The organism is Methylophilus sp. 'Pure River' (genome assembly GCF_046765995.1).
Lineage (GTDB): Bacteria > Pseudomonadota > Gammaproteobacteria > Burkholderiales > Methylophilaceae > Methylophilus.
In genome coordinates this window covers 25,014-43,825 of the sequence record NZ_JBKOUE010000006.1, presented here as the reverse complement: position 1 = coordinate 43,825, position 18,812 = coordinate 25,014, and the positions used below count along the sequence as shown (strand labels likewise).

General features: G+C 54.2%; 15 protein-coding genes. 8 read left to right on the top strand and 7 right to left on the bottom strand.

Annotation, left to right across the window (positions count from 1 at the left end; genetic code table 11):
* Nucleotides 1-57: 57 nt before the first annotated feature.
* The 3 genes from nusB to ACIDE9_RS08445 are packed head-to-tail and all read right to left on the bottom strand — an operon-like array spanning nt 58 to nt 2,606.
* Complete coding sequence (nusB, locus tag ACIDE9_RS08455; RefSeq protein ID WP_047516342.1) at nt 58-537, bottom strand: transcription antitermination factor NusB; 480 nt, start codon at nt 535-537, stop codon at nt 58-60.
* The gene (ribH, locus tag ACIDE9_RS08450; protein WP_411994092.1) at nt 534-983 is read right to left on the bottom strand and encodes a 6,7-dimethyl-8-ribityllumazine synthase; all 450 of its coding nucleotides are present in this window, start codon (nt 981-983) and stop codon (nt 534-536) included. The genes nusB and ribH overlap by 4 nt, the downstream gene beginning before the upstream one ends.
* A gap of 60 nt (nt 984-1,043) precedes the next feature.
* Nucleotides 1,044-2,606 (bottom strand): OFA family MFS transporter, encoded by a 1,563-nt coding sequence (locus ACIDE9_RS08445; RefSeq protein ID WP_411994354.1) that lies wholly within the window; start codon nt 2,604-2,606, stop codon nt 1,044-1,046.
* A 267-nt stretch (nt 2,607-2,873) separates the two neighbouring features.
* On the opposite strand from ACIDE9_RS08445, the gene phoB reads away from it, so the two are divergent.
* From phoB to lnt, 6 genes are all read left to right on the top strand, one after another.
* Entirely contained in the window at nt 2,874-3,578 is a 705-nt protein-coding gene (gene phoB, locus ACIDE9_RS08440) for a phosphate regulon transcriptional regulator PhoB (protein WP_019883356.1), read from the top strand.
* Between the two features lie 110 nt (nt 3,579-3,688).
* Nucleotides 3,689-5,317, top strand: coding sequence for an ArnT family glycosyltransferase (locus ACIDE9_RS08435; protein WP_411994089.1), 1,629 nt, complete (start codon nt 3,689-3,691; stop codon nt 5,315-5,317).
* A gap of 47 nt (nt 5,318-5,364) precedes the next feature.
* Nucleotides 5,365-6,342 carry a glycosyltransferase family 2 protein gene (locus ACIDE9_RS08430; protein ID WP_411994087.1) on the top strand — a complete coding sequence of 326 codons (978 nt, stop codon included), beginning with the start codon at nt 5,365-5,367 and terminating at the stop codon, nt 6,340-6,342.
* Between the two features lie 7 nt (nt 6,343-6,349).
* Nucleotides 6,350-6,724 (top strand): GtrA family protein, encoded by a 375-nt coding sequence (locus ACIDE9_RS08425; RefSeq protein WP_411994084.1) that lies wholly within the window; start codon nt 6,350-6,352, stop codon nt 6,722-6,724.
* Between the two features lie 8 nt (nt 6,725-6,732).
* Complete coding sequence (locus ACIDE9_RS08420) at nt 6,733-7,563, top strand: ChbG/HpnK family deacetylase (protein ID WP_411994082.1); 831 nt, start codon at nt 6,733-6,735, stop codon at nt 7,561-7,563.
* Entirely contained in the window at nt 7,560-9,038 is a 1,479-nt protein-coding gene (lnt, locus tag ACIDE9_RS08415; protein ID WP_411994080.1) for an apolipoprotein N-acyltransferase, read from the top strand. The genes ACIDE9_RS08420 and lnt overlap by 4 nt, the downstream gene beginning before the upstream one ends.
* Before the next feature lie 632 nt (nt 9,039-9,670).
* Here lnt and ACIDE9_RS08410 read toward each other — a convergent pair.
* From ACIDE9_RS08410 to ACIDE9_RS08395, 4 genes are all read right to left on the bottom strand, one after another.
* Nucleotides 9,671-12,745, bottom strand: a complete 3,075-nt coding sequence (locus ACIDE9_RS08410) for an efflux RND transporter permease subunit (protein WP_411994078.1) — start codon at nt 12,743-12,745, stop codon at nt 9,671-9,673.
* Nucleotides 12,746-12,748: 3 nt separating this feature from the next.
* Nucleotides 12,749-13,837 carry an efflux RND transporter periplasmic adaptor subunit gene (locus ACIDE9_RS08405; protein WP_411994076.1) on the bottom strand — a complete coding sequence of 363 codons (1,089 nt, stop codon included), beginning with the start codon at nt 13,835-13,837 and terminating at the stop codon, nt 12,749-12,751.
* Nucleotides 13,834-15,054: a TolC family protein gene (locus tag ACIDE9_RS08400; protein WP_411994075.1), complete on the bottom strand. Its 1,221-nt coding sequence runs from the start codon at nt 15,052-15,054 to the stop codon at nt 13,834-13,836. Before ACIDE9_RS08400 ends, ACIDE9_RS08405 begins: the two co-directional genes overlap by 4 nt.
* Nucleotides 15,055-15,177: 123 nt before the next feature.
* Nucleotides 15,178-15,612 carry a hypothetical protein gene (locus tag ACIDE9_RS08395; RefSeq protein WP_411994074.1) on the bottom strand — a complete coding sequence of 145 codons (435 nt, stop codon included), beginning with the start codon at nt 15,610-15,612 and terminating at the stop codon, nt 15,178-15,180.
* A 153-nt stretch (nt 15,613-15,765) separates the two neighbouring features.
* Here ACIDE9_RS08395 and glyQ point away from each other — a divergent pair, with 153 nt between their 5' ends.
* Both glyQ and glyS read left to right on the top strand, forming a co-directional pair.
* The gene (glyQ, locus tag ACIDE9_RS08390; RefSeq protein ID WP_411994352.1) at nt 15,766-16,707 is read left to right on the top strand and encodes a glycine--tRNA ligase subunit alpha; all 942 of its coding nucleotides are present in this window, start codon (nt 15,766-15,768) and stop codon (nt 16,705-16,707) included.
* Nucleotides 16,704-18,803, top strand: coding sequence for a glycine--tRNA ligase subunit beta (gene glyS / locus ACIDE9_RS08385; protein WP_411994073.1), 2,100 nt, complete (start codon nt 16,704-16,706; stop codon nt 18,801-18,803). Before glyQ ends, glyS begins: the two co-directional genes overlap by 4 nt.
* The last annotated feature ends 9 nt before the right edge of the window (nt 18,804-18,812 follow it).

Sequence of the window (18,812 nt, the reverse complement as noted above, 5' to 3'; positions counted from 1 at the left end):
GAATAAAAAAGCCCTGCATGCAGGGCTTTTTTATGTTTGGTCACTACGGTTAGGCGTCTAGCGCTTAAATTCGTGCGGTCTGACCTGCGCAGCAATTTTATCCAGTACGCCATTGATGTATTTATGACCATCAATACCGCCATAAGCTTTAGCCAGCTCAACACCTTCATTGATGGCAACGCGGTAAGGAATGCTCACATCAAACATCAGCTCATAGCCGGAGATGCGCAAAATGGCATGTTCGATCGGGCTCAGTTCTTCCAGTTGGCGGTCAATAAACTGGCTGATCATGGCATCAATATCGGTCGTGTGATCCAGCACGCCAGTGAGCAATTGCTTGAAGTAAGTTTCGTCGGCCTTGAAGTAATCCGGGTCGTCTAGGCTGTCCAGGCGCAGTTGCTTCACATCACCGGCATTCATGCGGTTGCGGTAGAGCGCTTTCAGTGCCAGTTCGCGTGATTTGCGGCGGTTTTTGCTGCCTTTGCTTTTGGCTGGTGCCGCTTTTTCCTGGCTCACCGCTGCTTTATCTTCACTCATAGTGCGCTCACTAAATTCGCCATTTCAATGGCAGCTTGTGCGGCTTCAGCGCCTTTTACCGCTACGCGTACTTCAGCTTGCTCATCATTCTCTGTAGTGAGGATTGCATTGGCAACTGGCACGCCTGTGTCGCGTTGCACTTCTGAAATGCCACGTGCAGATTCATTGGAAACCACTTCGAAGTGGTAGGTCTCACCGCGGATAATGGCGCCCAGCGCGATCAAGGCATCGTACTTTTCAGTCATCGCCATATGCAACAGGATCAAGGGTGTTTCCAGCGCACCAGGGACGGTAGCGAGGGTGATATCTTCAGCGTTTACGCCCAGTTTGAGCAGTTCTTGTTCGCAGGCCTGCAGCAAGCCTGCGCCAATGTTTTCATTAAAACGGGAAAGGACGATACCGATTTTTTTACCGTTACCGTCCAGGTTTTGAGCAATTTTGTTCACTTGTGCGTCCGTGGGTTAAAACATAAAGCGCTATTTTAACCCAAACGGCTACGTTACGGATTATGCGAATAGTGACCAGGCTTTTTGTACCGTCATCCAGATGCCATAGCTGATGGGAATCAGCACTGCCAGCCATGCCAGTTTGACCAGGATATCAGGCGTTTTCTGGTCGTCCTGCTGGATATTCGCGGCCTGCTGGCCGGTTTTTTTGCCGCCACTTTGCTCTAACGCCAATTCACTGTCTGACATAAAGTATTTGTCAGCCACCGGCCTGACCAGCAGGTTGGCAACAAAGCCGACACCCAGCAAGGCTGCCAGTGTCATAAAGATCGGTGCATAAATATCGGCATAGGGAACATTAGCTTCCAGCCGCACATCGTGCATGTAGTTGACGATGACCGGGCCCAGGATGCCTGCTGTTGACCAGGCGGTGAGCAAGCGGCCATGGATAGCGCCTACAAACTGCGTACCGAACAGGTCAGCCAGATAAGCCGGAATGGTGGCAAAGCCGCCGCCATACATGGAGGCGATGATGCAGAACACCAGCAGGAACAAGGCCAGTTGATGATGGTTGGCTGCGTATGTGCCGCAGACATACATCATGATGCCGAGTACAAAAAAGATGAAATAGGTCGTTTGGCGGCCCAGTTTGTCTGACGAAGTGGCCCAGCCGATGCGGCCGAAAATATTAAACAGTGAAATCAGCCCGACAAAACCGGCGCCCACCGCTGCGGCTGCGGCGGTCAGCGCTTCATCTGCCTTGATGTCGGCAAAACCAAGCGTTGGCTGGCCGATCAGTACCCCGCCAAACGTTTCCTGCAACATAGGTGCTGCGGCACCGATAATGCCGATGGCAGCAGACACATTCATGCACAGGATCAGCCACAATAACCAGAATTGTGGCGTTTTGTGCGCGTTTTTCAGGTGCACGTGGCGGGTGGCGACCAGGCGGTTGTGCTGGGTATCTGGCGGTGTCCAGCCAGCAGGCTTCCAGTTGGCGGCCGGTACGCGGTAACCCAATGAGCCACAGGTCATGAACACTGCATAAATCACGGCCAGTACGACGAAGGTCTGCCACACGCCGGGGGCGGTGGGTGTTGCGAATATGCTCATGAGTTTGGTGGCCAGTGGCGAGCCTATCATGGCGCCGCCGCCAAAGCCCATAATGGCCAGGCCTGTGGCCATGCCGCGGCGATCTGGAAACCATTTGATCAGGGTGGATACGGGGGAAATATAGCCCAGCCCGAGGCCGATGCCACCAATCACGCCACTGCCCAGCCACATCATCCATAGCTGGTGTTGATAGACGCCGAGGGCGGAAATGAGTAAGCCACCACACCAGCAAAGCATGGCAACCAGGCCTGCTTTGCGTGGCCCTGCACGCTCCAGCCAGCCGCCCCAGACGGCCGCAGAGCAGCCCAGCAGGACGAAAAATAAGGTATACATCCAGCCCAGGTCAAATTGGGTCCAGTTGCAGTCAGTAGCGGTCAGCGCTTTGGCGGTGCCTGCCAGTTTATCTGCAAAGGTGCTTGCCCCTGCGGCGCAGGCTGCCACTGGTTTGCCATCTGGCCCAGTGAGCGCATTGCCCAGCGGTTTCCAGAATACGCTGAAGCCATAAGCCATGCCGATAGAGAGATGTACTGCCAGTGCTGCCGGTGGTACCAGCCAGCGATTGAAATGGCTGCCAGCGGTGATGTGTTCTTTGGAAAGATTAAGCAAGATTAAAAACCCCTTTATTTTTTGCCGTTACATCTTGTTACAATTTGGCCTAAAAGGCAATAACAGCAAAATTAAATTTATGTGATGTTGTCATTAAAATGTCATAATTCATTCATAAACTGGCGAGCATTCAATCAATACTTTGATCTCATATTGCTTAAAGGGAGCGTCATGGCAGCAGCGAATATTTTGGTGGTAGAAGACGAACCGGCGATTCAGGAATTGCTGGCGTTAAATATCAAGCAGGCGGGGCATCATGCTATCCGTGCCACCAGCGTTGAACATGCACAAATGTTGTTACGTGAAACCATGCCAGACCTGATCTTGCTGGACTGGATGTTGCCAGGCATGAGTGGTATTGAGTTTGCCCGCCGCCTGAAGTCTGACAGCCTGACCAAAGAAGTACCGATTATCATGCTGACCGCACGCGGCGACGAGTTTGATAAAGTGCGCGGCCTGGAAGTAGGTGCAGATGATTATGTGACCAAACCTTTCAGCCCGCGTGAGTTGAATGCGCGTATCAAGGCCGTGTTGCGCAGACGTGCCCCGCAAATGACCGATGATCCAATTGAGATCGCCGGTTTGCACCTGGATCCGACCACGCACCGCGTGACTGGCCATAATGTGCATATCCCACTGGGCCCGACCGAGTTTAAATTGCTGCACTTCTTTATGACTAATCCTGAGCGCGTACATAGCCGTACACAGCTGCTGGATAAAGTGTGGGGTGACCGCGTGTTTGTTGAAGACCGCACGGTCGATGTGCATATTCGCCGCCTGCGCAATGCACTGGTAGCGTCCAAGCATGAAGAAATGATCCAGACCGTGCGTGGTTCCGGTTATCGTTTCTCGGTACATACCGATCCCGGTAATTAATCTGGCGGTTTTGCCCAGATTTATTTGAGCGTGACAGGCGTCGCGCTCTATCCTCAGGCAGGGTGTCGTGATACGCTTGCGCGTGTTGATTTTTCACGATTAAATAACCCATGAAACACCTTTTTACCCAAGCTTGCTCAGCTGCCACGTATCGCTGGTTGATACGTTTCTTTTGGCTGGCATTAATCATTTGGGTAGCCCTCACTTTCCGCCAGCACGGCATCAGCAACGACGAGTATGTACAGCATACTTACGGCCAGATGCTGCTCGACTGGTATCAGTCCGGTTTTAAAGACCAGGACGCGTTCCACTACCGAAATCTCTACCTGTATGGCGGCCTGTTTGACATTATTGCCGCCGCGCTGGACCCCTATATTCCGATCATGATCTGGGATATCCGCCACTTGCTCTCGGCCTTGTTTGGCTTGTTGGGCTTTTATGGTGTGTCCAGATTTGCGCATTTGCTGGGCGGCGAGCGCCTGGCGTTGCTGGCCATGACCCTGCTGTTCCTCACCGTGTCGTGGTCTGGCACCATGTTTACGCATACCAAAGACGTGCCTTTCGCCACGTGCATGTTGTGGGCGCTCTATGCCACCGCGCTGGTGGTGCGCGATATGGAAAATGTCAGTGGCAAAGCCATTGTGCTGCTTGGGTTCGCAGTCGGTGGTGCGTTAGGCTTGCGCGTGGGTGGTGCCTTTGCCGTGATTTACCTGGTGTTGCTGGTAGTCGCGCGAGTCTTGCTTGACCATAAATATGAACGCACGCCGATCTGGTCGCGCTTGCTGCGTATGGTGGTTGTTTTGCTGCCAGCGGCGGTGTTGGCATTCGTATTCATGGCCATGTGCTGGCCGTGGAGTGTGATCGAGCCGGACAATTTGCTGGAAGCCGCCAAGTCCTTCTCGCATTTTGACTTTAATATGCAAACCATTGCCAATGGCGTGGTCTACAATATCAGCGAAGTGCCACGCAGTTATCTGTTTCAGTATCTGGCGGTTAAATTGCCTGAGGCGGCTTTGTTAGGCATCTTCAGCCTGCCTTTGCTGTGGTTTGCTGGCAGACAATCTTTGCGCTTGGCTGATCAGTCTACACGCATGGTCATGTATACCCTGTTGGTGGGTATCTTGTTTCCACTCGTCTTCGTGATGGATGACCGGCCTGCTTTGTATAACGGCGTGCGTCACTTTACCTTTTTATTGCCTTTGTTAGCGATCTTCTCCGCCTGGGCGATTGTGGCCGTATGGCAGGCATTGGCGCACAGTCATCTGCACGCAAGAGTCGCCTATCAGGCCATTTGGGCTGGCGTGATTGGTGGCCTGATGCTGGTGACCTTGGTCGATATTGTGCAATTGCATCCATACCAATACGCCAGACTCAACCGCCTGGCAGGCGATCAAACCCAGGCGCAATTTAAGTGGGAGGGTGATTACTGGTCCAGCGCTTTACGTGTGGCGACTGATCAGCTCACCGAGATGCATTTGCCTGCGCGCGACAAACCTTACTGGGTCGCCGCTTGTGTGGATACCCCGCAAATCGAACCCTACCTCGATGGCCGTTTTAGTGTCACCCGCCGCTGGGAAGAGGCCGACTTTTTCTTGTCTACCACGAATATGCATTGCCACGAAGTAATGAAGGGCAAGCTCATCGGTGGTGTACAGCGGCAGGGCATGTGGCTGGCAGTGATTAAAGACCGTCGCCAGTTACAAGGGGCTGACCGCAAGGCTACCCCGGCCAAAAACTAGTCGCAATCCGCTACAATAACCGTATCGAACCTGCTAATCTGATTGCCATGACAACAGTTGACTCTCACCGCCTCACCGCCCAACCGCATATCACGGTGATGGTGCCTGCTTACAATGAAGAAAAAAACATTGCGCATACACTGCAAAATATTCGCAGTGTATTGCAGCAGATGTCACCGCATTGGGATATGGTGGTGGTCGATGATGGCAGCCGCGACAAAACCGCACAGGTTGTACAGTCACTGGTCGAGGATTGTCATGTGACCCTGGTTAGGTTTTCGCGTAATTTTGGCAAAGAAAACGCCATTAGCGCCGGCCTGAGCTATGCCAAAGGCGACGTGGTGATTTGCATGGATGCTGATGGCCAGCATGCCTCTGAACTGATGTTGACCATGCTGGAGAAATGGCGTGAAGGCTACGACATGGTGTATGCCGTGCGCCAGGACCGCGAACAGGAATCCTCCTTCAAACTATGGGGTTCGCGCCTGTTTTACCGCATGATGAGTGCCAGCACCCATGTTGAAATCCCGCGTGATGCAGGCGATTTCCGCCTGATGAACCGCGCGGTGGTGGATGCATTATGTGCACTGCCTGAGCGTAACCGTTTTATGAAGGGTATTTATGCCTGGGTCGGCTACAAGTCGATTGGCATTCCTTATACGCCTTTGCCACGTTTACACGGCGAGAGTGCCTATTCAAAACTCAAATTGATTGCTCTGGCGTGGACGGGCATTACCAGTTTCTCGGTCTTGCCTTTGCGGCTGGCCAGCTTAACGGGTGCAACATTGGCCTTATTGGCATTTGCCTATGGCGCTGTGGTGGTCGTAGATGCCTTATTCTTCCATGAGTCTGTCCCTGGCTGGCCAACCGTGGTTGCCAGTATGATGTTCTTCGCAGGCGTGCAACTGCTGTTTATTGGCGTGCTGGGCGAGTACCTCGCCCGTGTCTATGACGAAGTCAAAGGCCGTCCACCTTATATTGTGGCTGAAGTGGTTGCTCCAGCTGCAGCCAGCGATCAGCCTTGAGGCATATATGCGCGCCTCGGTATTAGGGTTTGTCAGTGTGGGTGCGTTGGCTGCAGGCGTGCATTACATCGTGGCATTGCTGACACACGCGTGGGGCTGGCAGCCTGCCGAGGCCAATTGGCTAGGTTTTTTATGCGCCTTCCCGGTGAGCTATGTTGGGCATCGCCGCTGGTCGTTTCGTGGCACACAGGCAAGCCATCTTGCCGCATTTTTCAAGTTTCTGGCAGTGGCTTTGCTCGGTTTTTTTGGCAACCAGGCCTTGTTGTGGCTGGCATTGACTTACACGCCGCTGCCTTTCTGGTTTGCGCTAGGTGTGGTGATGGTATTGATTGCAGTCAGCACCTGGCTGCTGAGCCGCTTCTGGGCTTTTCAGCATGATTAAGGCGTTGTATGGCTAAGGTGATTATTTGTGCAGATGACTATGCCCAGTCAGCCGCGATTGATGCTGCCATTTTGACGCTGATTGAACGTGGCATATTGACTGCCACCTCCTGCATGACGCTGAGCCCGCGCTGGCCAGAGAGTGCGCGGCAGCTCACCCCGCAATTGCGCACCAAGGCGGACCTTGGCCTGCACCTCGACTTTACCCAGTTTTCGCGCAGCATGCGAGTCTCTCACCCAGTGCTGGTGTTACGTAGCTTGACTGGCTTGCTTAGCACGCAAAAGGTGATGGCCAATATCAAGCAACAGCTAGATGCGTTTGAAGATGCGTTGCATACGCCGCCGGATTATATTGATGGCCATTTACACGTCCATCAGCTGCCCATCATCCGCGAGGCACTGCTCACCATTTTGCAACATCGATACAGCCACTTGGCCCCGGCCAAGCGGCCATGGTTGCGCATATCCAGCCCCCCGGTAGGCAGTGGCCTCAAGGCTCGAGTGATCCATTGGCTAGGCGCAGAAAAATTAAAACAGCTTGCTAAGGCCGCTGGATTCCGCGTTTCGCCCGTATTGCTGGGCGTCTACGATTTTCAGGGCGATGCGGCGGCCTATCAGGCACGTTGGCTATACTGGGCCAGGCAGCTCAAACAACTGCTCATCTCTGAAAAGGACCTGCCTCCTGTCCTCATGTGTCATCCGGCGCGTCCCACGCAAGTCATTGATCCGCATGACCCGATTGCCATCGCCAGGATGATTGAATGGCAAGTCATGCAGTCGGCTGATTTCTCCGCCTGGCTGTCCATGGCGGATATCCAGCCGGTGAAAGGCTTGCATTGAGCTCTGTTCAAGCCTGGGCAAGCCATGCCCCACTGTGGCAACGTGCCGCGCTGGCGCTTTTGATCGGTGCACTCACGGTGCTTGGTTTTGCGCCTTATGGCCTATTCTGGTTGCCCTGGTTAACCCTGGCCGCTTTGCTGTGCTTATGGCAGCAAGCCGCAACGCCTGCACACGTATTTAAACTGGGTCTGGCCTTTGGTCTCGGCCTGTATGGATTTGGCATCTACTGGATTTATATCAGCCTGCACACCTTTGGCGGTATGCCCTGGTGGTTTGCCGGATTCTGCACTTTGTGCCTATGTGCGTTTATGGCCCTGTTCCCGGCAGCCGCAGGCTATCTGGCCAAGCGGCTGGGCCATTTGTTATGGGCGGCGCCGTTATTATGGGCCTTGTCAGACTGGGTGCGCAGCTGGATTTTTACCGGGTTCCCCTGGTTAACGCTGGGTTATAGTCAGGCACCAGACAGTCCATTGGCAGGTTTTCTACCTGTGCTGGGTGTCTATGGACTCTCAGCATTGGTGATGCTGTTGGCCGCATGTGTATTTGCCTTGGCCACCACTCAGCAACATCTACGCTCAGCGGGTATCCTTGCTGCGTTGCTCATCGGTGGCAGCGCACTCACGCAGATGCCGTGGAGCCAAGCTGTGGGCAAGCCGGTCAGCGTCGCCTTGTTGCAAGGCAATATCAGCCAAACCATCAAATGGTCGCCTGAGCATGCTGAGCAGACCTTGCGCCAATATTTCGACATGGTGCAGCAAGCCAAAGCGCAATTGATTGTCTTGCCGGAAACCGCTTTACCGGTGTTGCTCGAACAGCTGGCGCCAGTGTATCTGGATGCGCTTAAACAACATGCGCTCAGCCAGCAAGGCGACTTATTGGTAGGCGTTGTTGAGACCAGGCAAGGTGAATATTTTAATAGTGCGATCAGCCTCGGTGCGTCACCGACACAAGCCTATTCCAAAAGCCACCTGGTGCCCTTCGGCGAATTTATTCCGCTCAAAAGCGTGTTCGGCTGGATTTACCGTGACTGGTTGCATATGCCGCTGAGTGATTTATCACGCGGCACTTCAAAACAGCCATTGCTGATTGCCGGGCAAAAAGTTGGCATCAATATTTGCTACGAAGACGTGTTTGGTGAAGAGATTGCCCAGCAACTGCCGCAAGCCGAGTTACTGGTGAATATCAGCAACGATGCCTGGTATGGCCAATCGTTTGCGGCGGATCAGCATATGCAGTTTAGCCAGGTGCGTGCGTTGGAAACCGGGCGTATGGTATTGCGTAGTACCAATACCGGGGCGACGGCGATTATCGATAAAAATGGCCAGGTATTGCAGCATGCCGCACATGATCAGGCGGTGATTTTGACCGGCGAAGCGCAGAGCTATAGGGGGCAGACGCCTTATGTTTTTTGGGGGAACTGGGCGTTTCTGGTGTTGAGTATTGGTGGCTTGTTGTGGATTGGGTTTAGAAGGTAATTCTTTAGGTTTGTGCGTGTAGGGGAGATTTTTTTTCGCCTTTTCAGCGAGTTACTTTTCTTTGCTTGCACAAAGAATAAGTAACCAAAAGAAATGCACCCCAGCTTCCGCTTTTTCCTTGCGCTACTCGGCTTGCCGGGCGTCCATCGAAACTCGCCCTGACAAGCCACACAGAACGTGGCTTGTTGCGGAGCTCAGACAGCCGATGGCCGAAGACTCCCGCCAACCCTGCGTTGCTCGGCGCGGCGGATGGGGACCCCGAACACCATGCGACTGCCACTGTTAGCGAATGGAAGAAGAAAGAATGTGTTTTTTTAACCGTTCCAGTTTCTACACTGTTGCTTAAATGAGATAAATCCCATTCATCACGCTGAGTAGCGGAGACAAAATAAGAGTAGAGGGAGCGACTGTCCGAATCCCGCAGCAGCTCACGTTTTGTGTGAGCTGCCAGGTTGAGTTTCGTGACCGGCTTATTTTGTTGAGCAACGCAAGGAAGCCTTTAGGCCGTGATGGCTGGGTGTCTTCCTCTTTGGTTACTTTCTGGGGGACAAGCACCAGAAAGTGACTCGCCTACAAGGCGAAAAAGCACCTATCAAAGCCAACCCCGAATATCCAAAAAATCTCTTTTTAAATTAATCCATACTTTCTGCACCAAAAAAATGCTGATACAAAATCGGCAATACAAACAACGTCAAGAATGTTGCCGTAATCAATCCACCAATCACCACAATCGCCAATGGCCGTTGAATCTCTGCCCCTGGTCCCGTGGCAAACAGTAACGGAATCAACCCAAACGCGGTGATGCTGGCCGTCATCAGTACCGGCCGCAGGCGTCGTTTGGCGCCTTCATAAGCGATATTGCTCGCGGCCATGCCTTGTGCTGCCAACTGCTGAAAATGACTGACCATCACCACGCCATTGAGTACGGCAATGCCTAGCAAGGCAATAAAACCAACCGAGGCTGGCACTGACAGGTATTCACCCGAGAGCCACAAGGCAAACACGCCACCTATCATGGCGAACGGAATATTCGCGAGTACCAGCAGCGCTTTGGGGAATGAACCAAAAGTCATGAATAGCAGCAGGGCGATCAGCACAATCGCGATCGGGATAACGATGCCCAGGCGCGCCGCGGCGCGTTGTTGGTTCTCGAACTGGCCGCCCCATACCAGCCAGTAGCCTTCGGGAAGTTTGACTTGTTGTGTGACTTTCTGTTTGGCTTCTTCGACAAAGCTCACCAGGTCGCGGTCTTTGACGTTGGCCGTGACGACGACCATGCGGTTGCCACGTTCACGGTCGATTTTGACCGGACCTTCTTCACGCACAACATTCGCAACGCTGGACAGTGGTACAGTGCCGCCTTGTGGCAGTGAGAGCATGAGCTGGCTGAAGTCTGAAGCGGACTCACGTACGACCTGGCTGCCACGCAGCAGTATCGGCGTGCGGCGGTTGCCTTCAAGCACGATGCCGAGCAGTTTGCCTTCGAGCTGGCTTTGCAGCAGGGCGTTGATATCAGACACGCTGAGTCCCAACCTGCCTGCGGCCACGCGGTCTATTTTTATTTGCAGGTATTGCACACCACTGTTTTGCGGGGTGTAGACATCCTGGTTGCCAGGGATAGACTCTAGTACCTTGATGATTTGCTGCGCTTTCTGGTCTAGCACTTTGAGGTCGGTACCGAAAATCTTCAGAGCCAGATCGCCACGCACACCGAGGATCATTTCATTGACGCGCATTTCAATCGGTTGCGTGAAGTTGTAATCCAAGCCAGGCACGCTTTGCATGACGTGCCGCAGTTTTTCGATCAGTGCTGCTTTATCGGCAACTTGCCATTGCGCGCGCGGTTTAAGTAGCAGGAAGTTGTCGGTCTGGTTAATGCCCATGGGATCCAGGCCAAGTTCGTCCGAGCCAGCTCTGGAATAAACGCCCTGGATTTCCGGCACTTGTTGCAGCAGGGTTTGTTGCAGGTGGCTATCGGTGGCAACACTTTGTGCTAATGAAATCGAAGGCAGTTTTTCGGTGCCGATAATGACATCGCCTTCGTCCATGGTGGGCATAAAGGTTTTGCCTATCAGTGGATAGATGACCACGGTCAGCGCCAGCAGGATGGCGGCCACTAGCAGCACCGGGCGTTTGTGTTGCATGGTGGTGCGCAGGCTGCGGGCGTACCAGCGATTGAGGTGGCGGATTAGCCATGGGTCTTCAGCGGCATGGTCCTGGATCAGGAACGATGCCAGCACTGGGATGATGGTCAGCGACAGCAGCAACGAGGAACCGAGCGCAAACATGATGCTAAGCGCGACTGGGGCAAACAGTTTGCCCTCCAGCCCTTGCAAGGTGAGCAGGGGTAAAAACACCGTAATAATAATCACGATGCCTGCACTGACCGGCACGCTGACCTCACGCATGGCGGCTAGGATAATACTAAGTTTGTTTTGCTCAGGCGTTTTTTGCGCATGCGCCAGATGGTCGACGATGTTTTCTACCACCACCACGGCAGAGTCGACCAGCATGCCGATGGCAATCGCCAGGCCGCCTAATGACATCAGGTTGGCTGACATACCGTAGCGCTGCATCAGCCAGAACGTTGCCAGCATGGACAGTGGCAGCGCGCAGGCGACGGTGAGTGCGGCACGCAGGTTACCCAAAAACAATACCAGCAACACCAGCACCAGCACGACGGCTTCCATCAACGCTTTATTCACCGTGTGTACGGCCTGTTCTACCAGGTTGCCGCGGTCGTAAAACACTTCAATTTTGACCCCTTTAGGCAATGCGGGGGCGATTTCCGCCAGTTTGGCACGTACGCCTTCTACCACTTGCCGGGCATTAGCACCGCGCAAGCCTAATACCAAGCCTTCTACCGCCTCACCTTTGCCATTGCGGCTAACGGCGCCATAGCGCGTCAAGGCACCTATGCGTACTTCTGCCACATCGCCTATGCGTACTGGGCTACCTGGGTGACCTTTGAGTACGGTGTTACGCACATCATCCAGCGTCTTGAAGGCGCCTTCGGCCCGCACCAGCAAGGACTCTTCGCCATCTTGCAGGCGACCCGCACCATCGTTGTGGTTATTGTCGCTGATCGCTAGCTGCAACTCACTAAGCGCGATGCCACGCGCCTGCAATTTGGCATTGTCGGGCACGATTTCAAAGCTGCGGACCAAGCCGCCCAGCGCATTCACATCAGCCACGCCGGGCACCGTGCGCAGGCGCGGACGAATCACCCAGTCCAGCAATGAGCGTTTTTCCTGCAGGCTCAGCGTGTCTGATTCAATGGTGAACATAAACATCTCACCCAGCGGGGTGGTCATGGGCGCGATGCCGCCCGATACTTGGGCGGGCAAATTGGGCCAGGCATTGTTGAGGCGCTCTGTGACCTGCTGGCGCGCCCAGTAAATATCGGTGCCGTCCTCAAAGTCGATAGTGATGTCGGTCAGTGCGTATTTGGCCACAGCGCGCAAACTGGTCTGCTTGGGGATACCCAGCATCTCGACTTCAATCGGCGCGGTAATCCTAGCCTCGACTTCTTCCGGTGTCATGCCGGGCGATTTGATGATGATTTTGACCTGCGTGGAAGAGACGTCCGGGAACGCATCAATCGGGATGGTTTGATACGCGGTCCAGCCAGCGAATAGCAAGCCGATGGCAAAGACGCAGATGAGCAACCTTTGCTTGAGCGAGGTTTCTATGAGCCAATTGAGCATGATCTACTCCCCACCCAGGCCAAGCCAGTGGCCTTTCAGCGCGGCCACGCCTTGCACGGCGATGGTCTCGTTGCCACGTAAATCCGCTTGTACGGTTAACTGCTGGTCTTGTTCCAGCATGACCTTCACTGGTGTCACCGCTATGCCCTTGGCCTGTTGCACAAAGATCACTGCTTGCTCACCTTGTCTGGCCACTGCGCTTCTGGGCACGGCAAAACTGCCTTGTGCGGTTTGTTCCACCAGCGCCACATCGACCACTTGCCCCACGGAGAGCTGTTCTGCACCCTGACTGATCGTGGCCCGCACTTGGGTCGTCTGGTTGTTTTTATTCAACTGCCGTAATACGGTGTCAACCTTGGCCGTCAAGTTGTACTTAGGCAGGCGCACTGCGGCACCGGGGCGCAATTGCTGGGCTTGCGCAATTGGTACCTGTATCATCAGCCATAAGGGTGTCGGGTTGCTGATGGTATAGATCGGCATCGCCATATCCACGCGTGCGCCTACCTGCTGTTGCTGCTCCATAATCTGCCCGCTGATAGGCGCGATAATCGCCATGCCATTTTGCATGCTGCGCTTTTGCGCCAGTTGCTGGATTTGGCCGTCACTCATGCCCGCCAGTTTCAAGGTCTGTTTGCGCTCGTGCATCATTGCCTGGCTGGTTTCATAAGCGCTTTGTGTTTCCTGCATGCGGCGCTGGGCAATAATGCCATCTTTAAACAATTCCTGATCGCGTTTGAGCGCCTGCTCGTGCAGCCTGGCCTGGGTGTCACTTTGCAAATAGTTGCTTTGCAAGGCCACTAAATCCGGGCTGCTGAGTTGGCCGATGACCTGGCCTTGTTTGACGCTATCCCCCACGCTGACGATGAGTCGCGTAATCAAGCCACCTTGTGGCGCGGTGACGATGCGGGTTTGTGTCGGCGGTAACACCACTTCTGCCGGATAACTGGCGGATAGGCCTTCTTGCTGGGCTTGCAAATGGCCCCATTGCACTTGCATCTGTTTGAGTTGTGCGGGTGAGAGCGGTAACAGGGTAGCTGCCGAGGTGTGCAACGACAGGCAAATTGAGCTGATTAAAAATAGAATTCTTTTCATGGCAGGACTCCTACGGCCTGGTTGTATTTGGCAATGTTCCATTGCACTTGTAGCTGCTGGCTGCTTAAGCTGCGTTCAGCTTCAAAGGCCAGTAATTGCAGGCGTAATAATTGGTTGAGATCGAGTTCGCCCAAACGATAGGCTTTGCGCGCCAGGCTGGCGTTTTCACTGGCGATGGATTGCTGCTGCTGGATCAGCGTCAGCTCCTGGCGGCTCACATGCAGGTTATGCTCGGCTTCGTGCAGGTTGTTTTCCAACTGGCGGCGCAAAGTTTCCAACTGGGTGCGCGCATCACCGATGTTCTGCTCGGCATTGGCCAACAGGGGCGCGCGTTGCACTTCGCTTTGTAGCGGAATATTGATCGCTATGCCCATGCTGGAGTTGTAGGCGTAATCAAAGCCGCCCTGGATGGTGCGCGTGCTGAGTGTGAGCTGCGGGTTTTGCCGCTGCTCTATAATGGTCAGGTCGCGTTGGCCTTCTGCCAGCTTGACCTTGGCTTGCGCGGCCTGCCAGTAAGGCGAGTCGGCGTAGTCTTCACGGGTCGATAGTGACTCTTCCAGTTTTGCCGGAATTTCGTTTAGTCCAGTGAGTTGCTGGTAGCGGAATTGCGCATGCATGAGCTCGGCATGTGCAGTCACGCGCAGACGTTCGGCTTGCAGGGTTTCCTGGTCTACCTGCATCACCTCCAGCTTGGCTACTTCGCCAGCCTTAAAGCGTTTTTGTACATCTTCGGTCAGGCTGCGCATGGTGTTGCGGCGGGCATCAGCCAGGCCGACGTCGCTGCGGCGCATGGCGATATCCCAGACCGCATTGCGTAGCAGGTCTGCAGCCAGTTGCTGTAAACCAGCGCGGTCTTGTGACAGGCTGTCGTCGGCCAGGCTGGCGACCTGGCTGCGCGCCTGGCGCTGGCCGGGTAACCAGATCGGGATTTGTACTTGCGCTTGCCATTCACGCTCGTCGCGGTTGCTCATCAAGGCATCGTTTTGATGCGAGAAGCCGACTGACGGTGCTTGCGGCAACCAGCTGTTGGCCATGGTGCGGCGTGCCTGCACCATCTGCTGATGCGCGGCCAGCAAGGATTGCTGTGGGTGAATGGCGACAACCTGCTGCAAGACCTCATGCAGGCTCAAGCGCGGATTGGCTGCAACCGTGTCTTCGTGATCGCTGGCCATGCCTGCCATGCTTTCGGCCATGGCAGGCATGGCATGGCTCATCATCAGCCATATGCCGCATGCGATTAACCGGGAGTGAAGCACTCCCCGAGATAGATGAAACATAGATTCTCCTGAACAAAACAGGCAAACGGATGGCGATTGCCAACCGATGCGTTAGGTGTTTGTTCAGGCGTGAGGGGGACCGCGAGGGTTATGGCGGCTAAGCGGGGACGGATGAAGGGCACTGTCGTGTTGCTGTCGTTCAAATTGGCGACGTGGCAGCGCTAGCACTAAGGACAATAACAGGAGGGCAGGTATCAGTGCGGGCAGCCAAAGGCTCGCAAGCGTATCAATCAATGACAATAAGGTATTACTTTCACTGATGGCCTGGCCCAAGCCTATAATTTGACCATGCGATTTATCTGAGTGCATATGCCAGTGAAACGGGTGTTTGGAAGCCTCAGCCTGATCATGCAGCGCAGGAATATCCACCATGTGCATATGCGGGCCATCGTCAGCCGCCGTATCGCCTGCCGCATGGGCGTGCATCAGCGGCGCAATGGTTTGCAGCAAGGCAAACCATAACGTCAGCAACAATACCCATGTGCGATAAGATTTCATGTGCTCAATCTACCAAATTTTATGTGATGCCACAATCGCAAAAAACCGTAAAAAAACCATCTAACTCTTATAACGGGTCAGCAATGCGATTTCTTAACCTAGTCTGAATCAGGTAAAATATTCGTTTTACAATCAAACGGATCAGGCGCGATGGTGCTGACCTTTCAACAAATTATTTTAAAGCTTCAGGAATACTGGGACAAACAAGGCTGCACTTTGTTGCAACCTTACGATATGGAAGTCGGCGCAGGCACCAGCCACACCGCGACTTTTTTACGCGCATTGGGCCCTGAGCCCTGGAAAGCCGCCTATGTGCAACCCAGCCGCCGCCCGAAAGATGGCCGCTATGGGGAGAACCCTAACCGTTTGCAACATTACTACCAATATCAGGTAGTGCTGAAACCAGCCCCGGCCAATATCCTTGAGCTCTACCTGGGCTCACTCGAAGCGCTGGGCTTTAATCTGCAAGAGAACGACATCCGCTTTGTGGAAGATGACTGGGAAAACCCGACACTGGGCGCCTGGGGCCTGGGCTGGGAAGTCTGGCTCAATGGCATGGAAGTGACGCAGTTTACCTACTTCCAGCAAGTCGGCGGCATCAACTGTAAACCGATTACCGGCGAGATCACTTATGGCCTGGAGCGCTTGGCCATGTACCTGCAAGGCGTGGAAAACGTTTATGACCTGGAGTATTCGCCTGGCGTCAAATACGGTGATGTGTTCCACCAGAATGAGGTTGAGCAATCGACCTATAACTTTGAGCACTCGGATGCTGACTTCCTGTTCACCGCTTTTAATGCTTATGAAAAACAGGCCAAGCACCTGATGGAAGTGAGACTCGCTTTACCTGCTTATGAACAAGTATTGAAAGCGGCGCACACCTTTAACTTGCTGGATGCGCGTGGTGCTATTTCCGTCACTGAGCGTGCCGCATACATCGGCCGTATCCGTAACCTGGCCCGCGCTGTGGCCGCAAGTTACCTGGATAGCCGTGCCCGACTGGGCTTCCCGATGGCGCCTAAAGCCTGGGCTGATGAAGTCATCGCCAAAATTGAGAGCGAACAAGCCGAACAAAACAAGAAAGCCGCCGCATGAGTACCCGCAACCTGTTAGTTGAATTATTTGTAGAAGAACTGCCACCCAAAGTATTAAAAAAACTGGGTGAGTCTTTCAGTGGTGTGCTGGCTGAGAGCCTGAAAGCTTCAGGCTTGTTGGTGGATGGCAGCGCGGTGACTACCTTTGCTTCCCCGCGTCGCCTGGCTGCGCATATTACGCAGGTGTCGGCAAAAGCGGCCGATAAACAAGTCGCGCAAAAACTGATGCCAGCGACGGTGGGCCTGGATGCCAATGGCAACGCCACGCCCGCCTTGCTGAAAAAACTGCAGGCCTTGGGCGAGGGTGAAAGTGCCGTCTCCAAGCTACGCAAAGAAAACGATGGCAAAGCGGATGTGTTGTTCCTGGATGCGACGCAAGCTGGCGCGACTTTACAGGAAGGCTTGCAGAAGGCTTTGGATGAAACCTTGGCAAAACTGCCTATTCCTAAAGTGATGACTTACCAGATCAACGATGGCTGGCAGAGCGTGAACTTTGTGCGTCCGGCCCATGGCCTGGTCGCGTTGCATGGCGATACCGTCGTGCCTGTGTCTGTGCTGGGCTTGTCTGCGGGTAATACGACCCAGGGACACCGCTTTGAGGCCAAGCAGCCAGTCGTTACCCTCACTTCTGCTGACACTTACGCGCAGCAATTGACCGAGGAAGGTGCGGTGATTGCCGGGTTTGATGCGCGACGTGCCGAGATTGTGAAACAACTGCAAGCCGCCGCTGACAAGCAAGGTTTGAAGCCAATTGAAGATGAGGCGTTGCTGGATGAAGTCACTGCGCTGGTGGAACGCCCGAATGTATTACTGGGCCAGTTTGAAGAAGAGTTCCTGGCTGTGCCGCAAGAGTGCCTGATCCTGACCATGAAGGCCAACCAGAAATACTTCCCGTTGCTGGATGCGAGCGGCAAGCTGACGAATAAGTTTTTAATCGTCTCTAACATCAATCCCGCTGATGCCAGCAAGGTCATCGGCGGTAATGAGCGTGTGGTACGTCCGCGCCTGGCGGATGCCAAGTTCTTCTTTGACCAGGACCGTAAAAAAACACTGGAAAGCCGTTTGCCAGGCCTGGGTAAGATGGTTTACCACAACAAGCTCGGTTCGCAAGGTGAGCGCAATGAGCGCGTGGTGGCGATTGCGTCTGCCATTGCCCAGCAGATTGGCGGTGACGGTTTTGTCGCCAAAGTGGCGCAAGCCGCGCGTTTATCCAAGATTGACCTGTTGACCGATATGGTCGGCGAATTCCCTGAGCTACAAGGCATTATGGGGCGTTACTACGCCCAGCATGAAGGCCTGGCTGATGATGTGGCGTATGCCATTGAGGACCATTACCGCCCACGCTTTGCCGGTGACGAATTGCCGCGTAGCCAGGTCGGTGTGGTGGTGGCCTTGGCAGATAAATTGGAAACGCTGGTTGGCCTGTTCAGCATCGGTGAAAAACCGACCGGTGACAAGGATCCGTTTGCCTTGCGTAGGCAGGCACTGGGCATTTTGCGCATGCTGATGGAAACCGATTTGCCATTAGCTTTTGACCAGTTGATTGCACAAACACTGCGCGTGTTTAATGGTGAGCAAGAAGTGGCTGAAGCAATCCAGGCGTTCTGCTTTGACCGTTTGGCGGTCAACCTGCGTGACCAGGGCGCGAGTGCGCAAGAGGTGGATGCGGTATTGTCATTGTCACCGAATCAGTTAGCCGAAGTGCCACGCCGTTTAAGCGCAGTGCAGGCCTTTGCCAATTTGGCCGAGGCGCCTGCGCTGGCAGCTGCCAACAAGCGTGTGTCTAATATCCTGAAAAAGGTAGAGGGTGACGTGAAAGCCGAAGTGAAGGCCGAGTTATTGCAAGAGCCTGCTGAACAAGCCTTGCATCAGGCGCTGGCTGAGACCAAGCCTAAAGCGGATCAGCTGTTTGAAACCGGTGATTACACGGGTTCTTTGCAAGCGCTGGCGGTGCTGAAGGCCCCAGTCGATACATTCTTTGATGCCGTGATGGTGAATGCGGATGATCCAGCACTCAAGGCCAACCGCCTGGGGTTGCTGGCGACCTTGCATCAGGCCATGAACCGCGTCGCAGATTTGTCCAAGTTGGCCAGTTAATCTCTTGCC

What these genes read in the sequence shown, in the direction of transcription:
- ACIDE9_RS08445 (WP_411994354.1), bottom strand. Translation starts at nt 2,606, where the DNA reads ATGGCTTATGGCTTCAGCGTATTCTGGAAACCGCTGGGCAATGCGCTC.
- nusB (WP_047516342.1), bottom strand. Translation starts at nt 537, where the DNA reads ATGAGTGAAGATAAAGCAGCGGTGAGCCAGGAAAAAGCGGCACCAGCC.
- phoB (WP_019883356.1), top strand. Translation starts at nt 2,874, where the DNA reads ATGGCAGCAGCGAATATTTTGGTGGTAGAAGACGAACCGGCGATTCAG.
- glyS (WP_411994073.1), top strand. Translation starts at nt 16,704, where the DNA reads ATGAGTACCCGCAACCTGTTAGTTGAATTATTTGTAGAAGAACTGCCA.
- ACIDE9_RS08420 (WP_411994082.1), top strand. Translation starts at nt 6,733, where the DNA reads ATGGCTAAGGTGATTATTTGTGCAGATGACTATGCCCAGTCAGCCGCG.
- ACIDE9_RS08425 (WP_411994084.1), top strand. Translation starts at nt 6,350, where the DNA reads ATGCGCGCCTCGGTATTAGGGTTTGTCAGTGTGGGTGCGTTGGCTGCA.
- ACIDE9_RS08410 (WP_411994078.1), bottom strand. Translation starts at nt 12,745, where the DNA reads ATGCTCAATTGGCTCATAGAAACCTCGCTCAAGCAAAGGTTGCTCATC.
- ACIDE9_RS08400 (WP_411994075.1), bottom strand. Translation starts at nt 15,054, where the DNA reads ATGATGAGCCATGCCATGCCTGCCATGGCCGAAAGCATGGCAGGCATG.
- ACIDE9_RS08435 (WP_411994089.1), top strand. Translation starts at nt 3,689, where the DNA reads ATGAAACACCTTTTTACCCAAGCTTGCTCAGCTGCCACGTATCGCTGG.
- ACIDE9_RS08430 (WP_411994087.1), top strand. Translation starts at nt 5,365, where the DNA reads ATGACAACAGTTGACTCTCACCGCCTCACCGCCCAACCGCATATCACG.
- ACIDE9_RS08405 (WP_411994076.1), bottom strand. Translation starts at nt 13,837, where the DNA reads ATGAAAAGAATTCTATTTTTAATCAGCTCAATTTGCCTGTCGTTGCAC.
- ACIDE9_RS08395 (WP_411994074.1), bottom strand. Translation starts at nt 15,612, where the DNA reads ATGAAATCTTATCGCACATGGGTATTGTTGCTGACGTTATGGTTTGCC.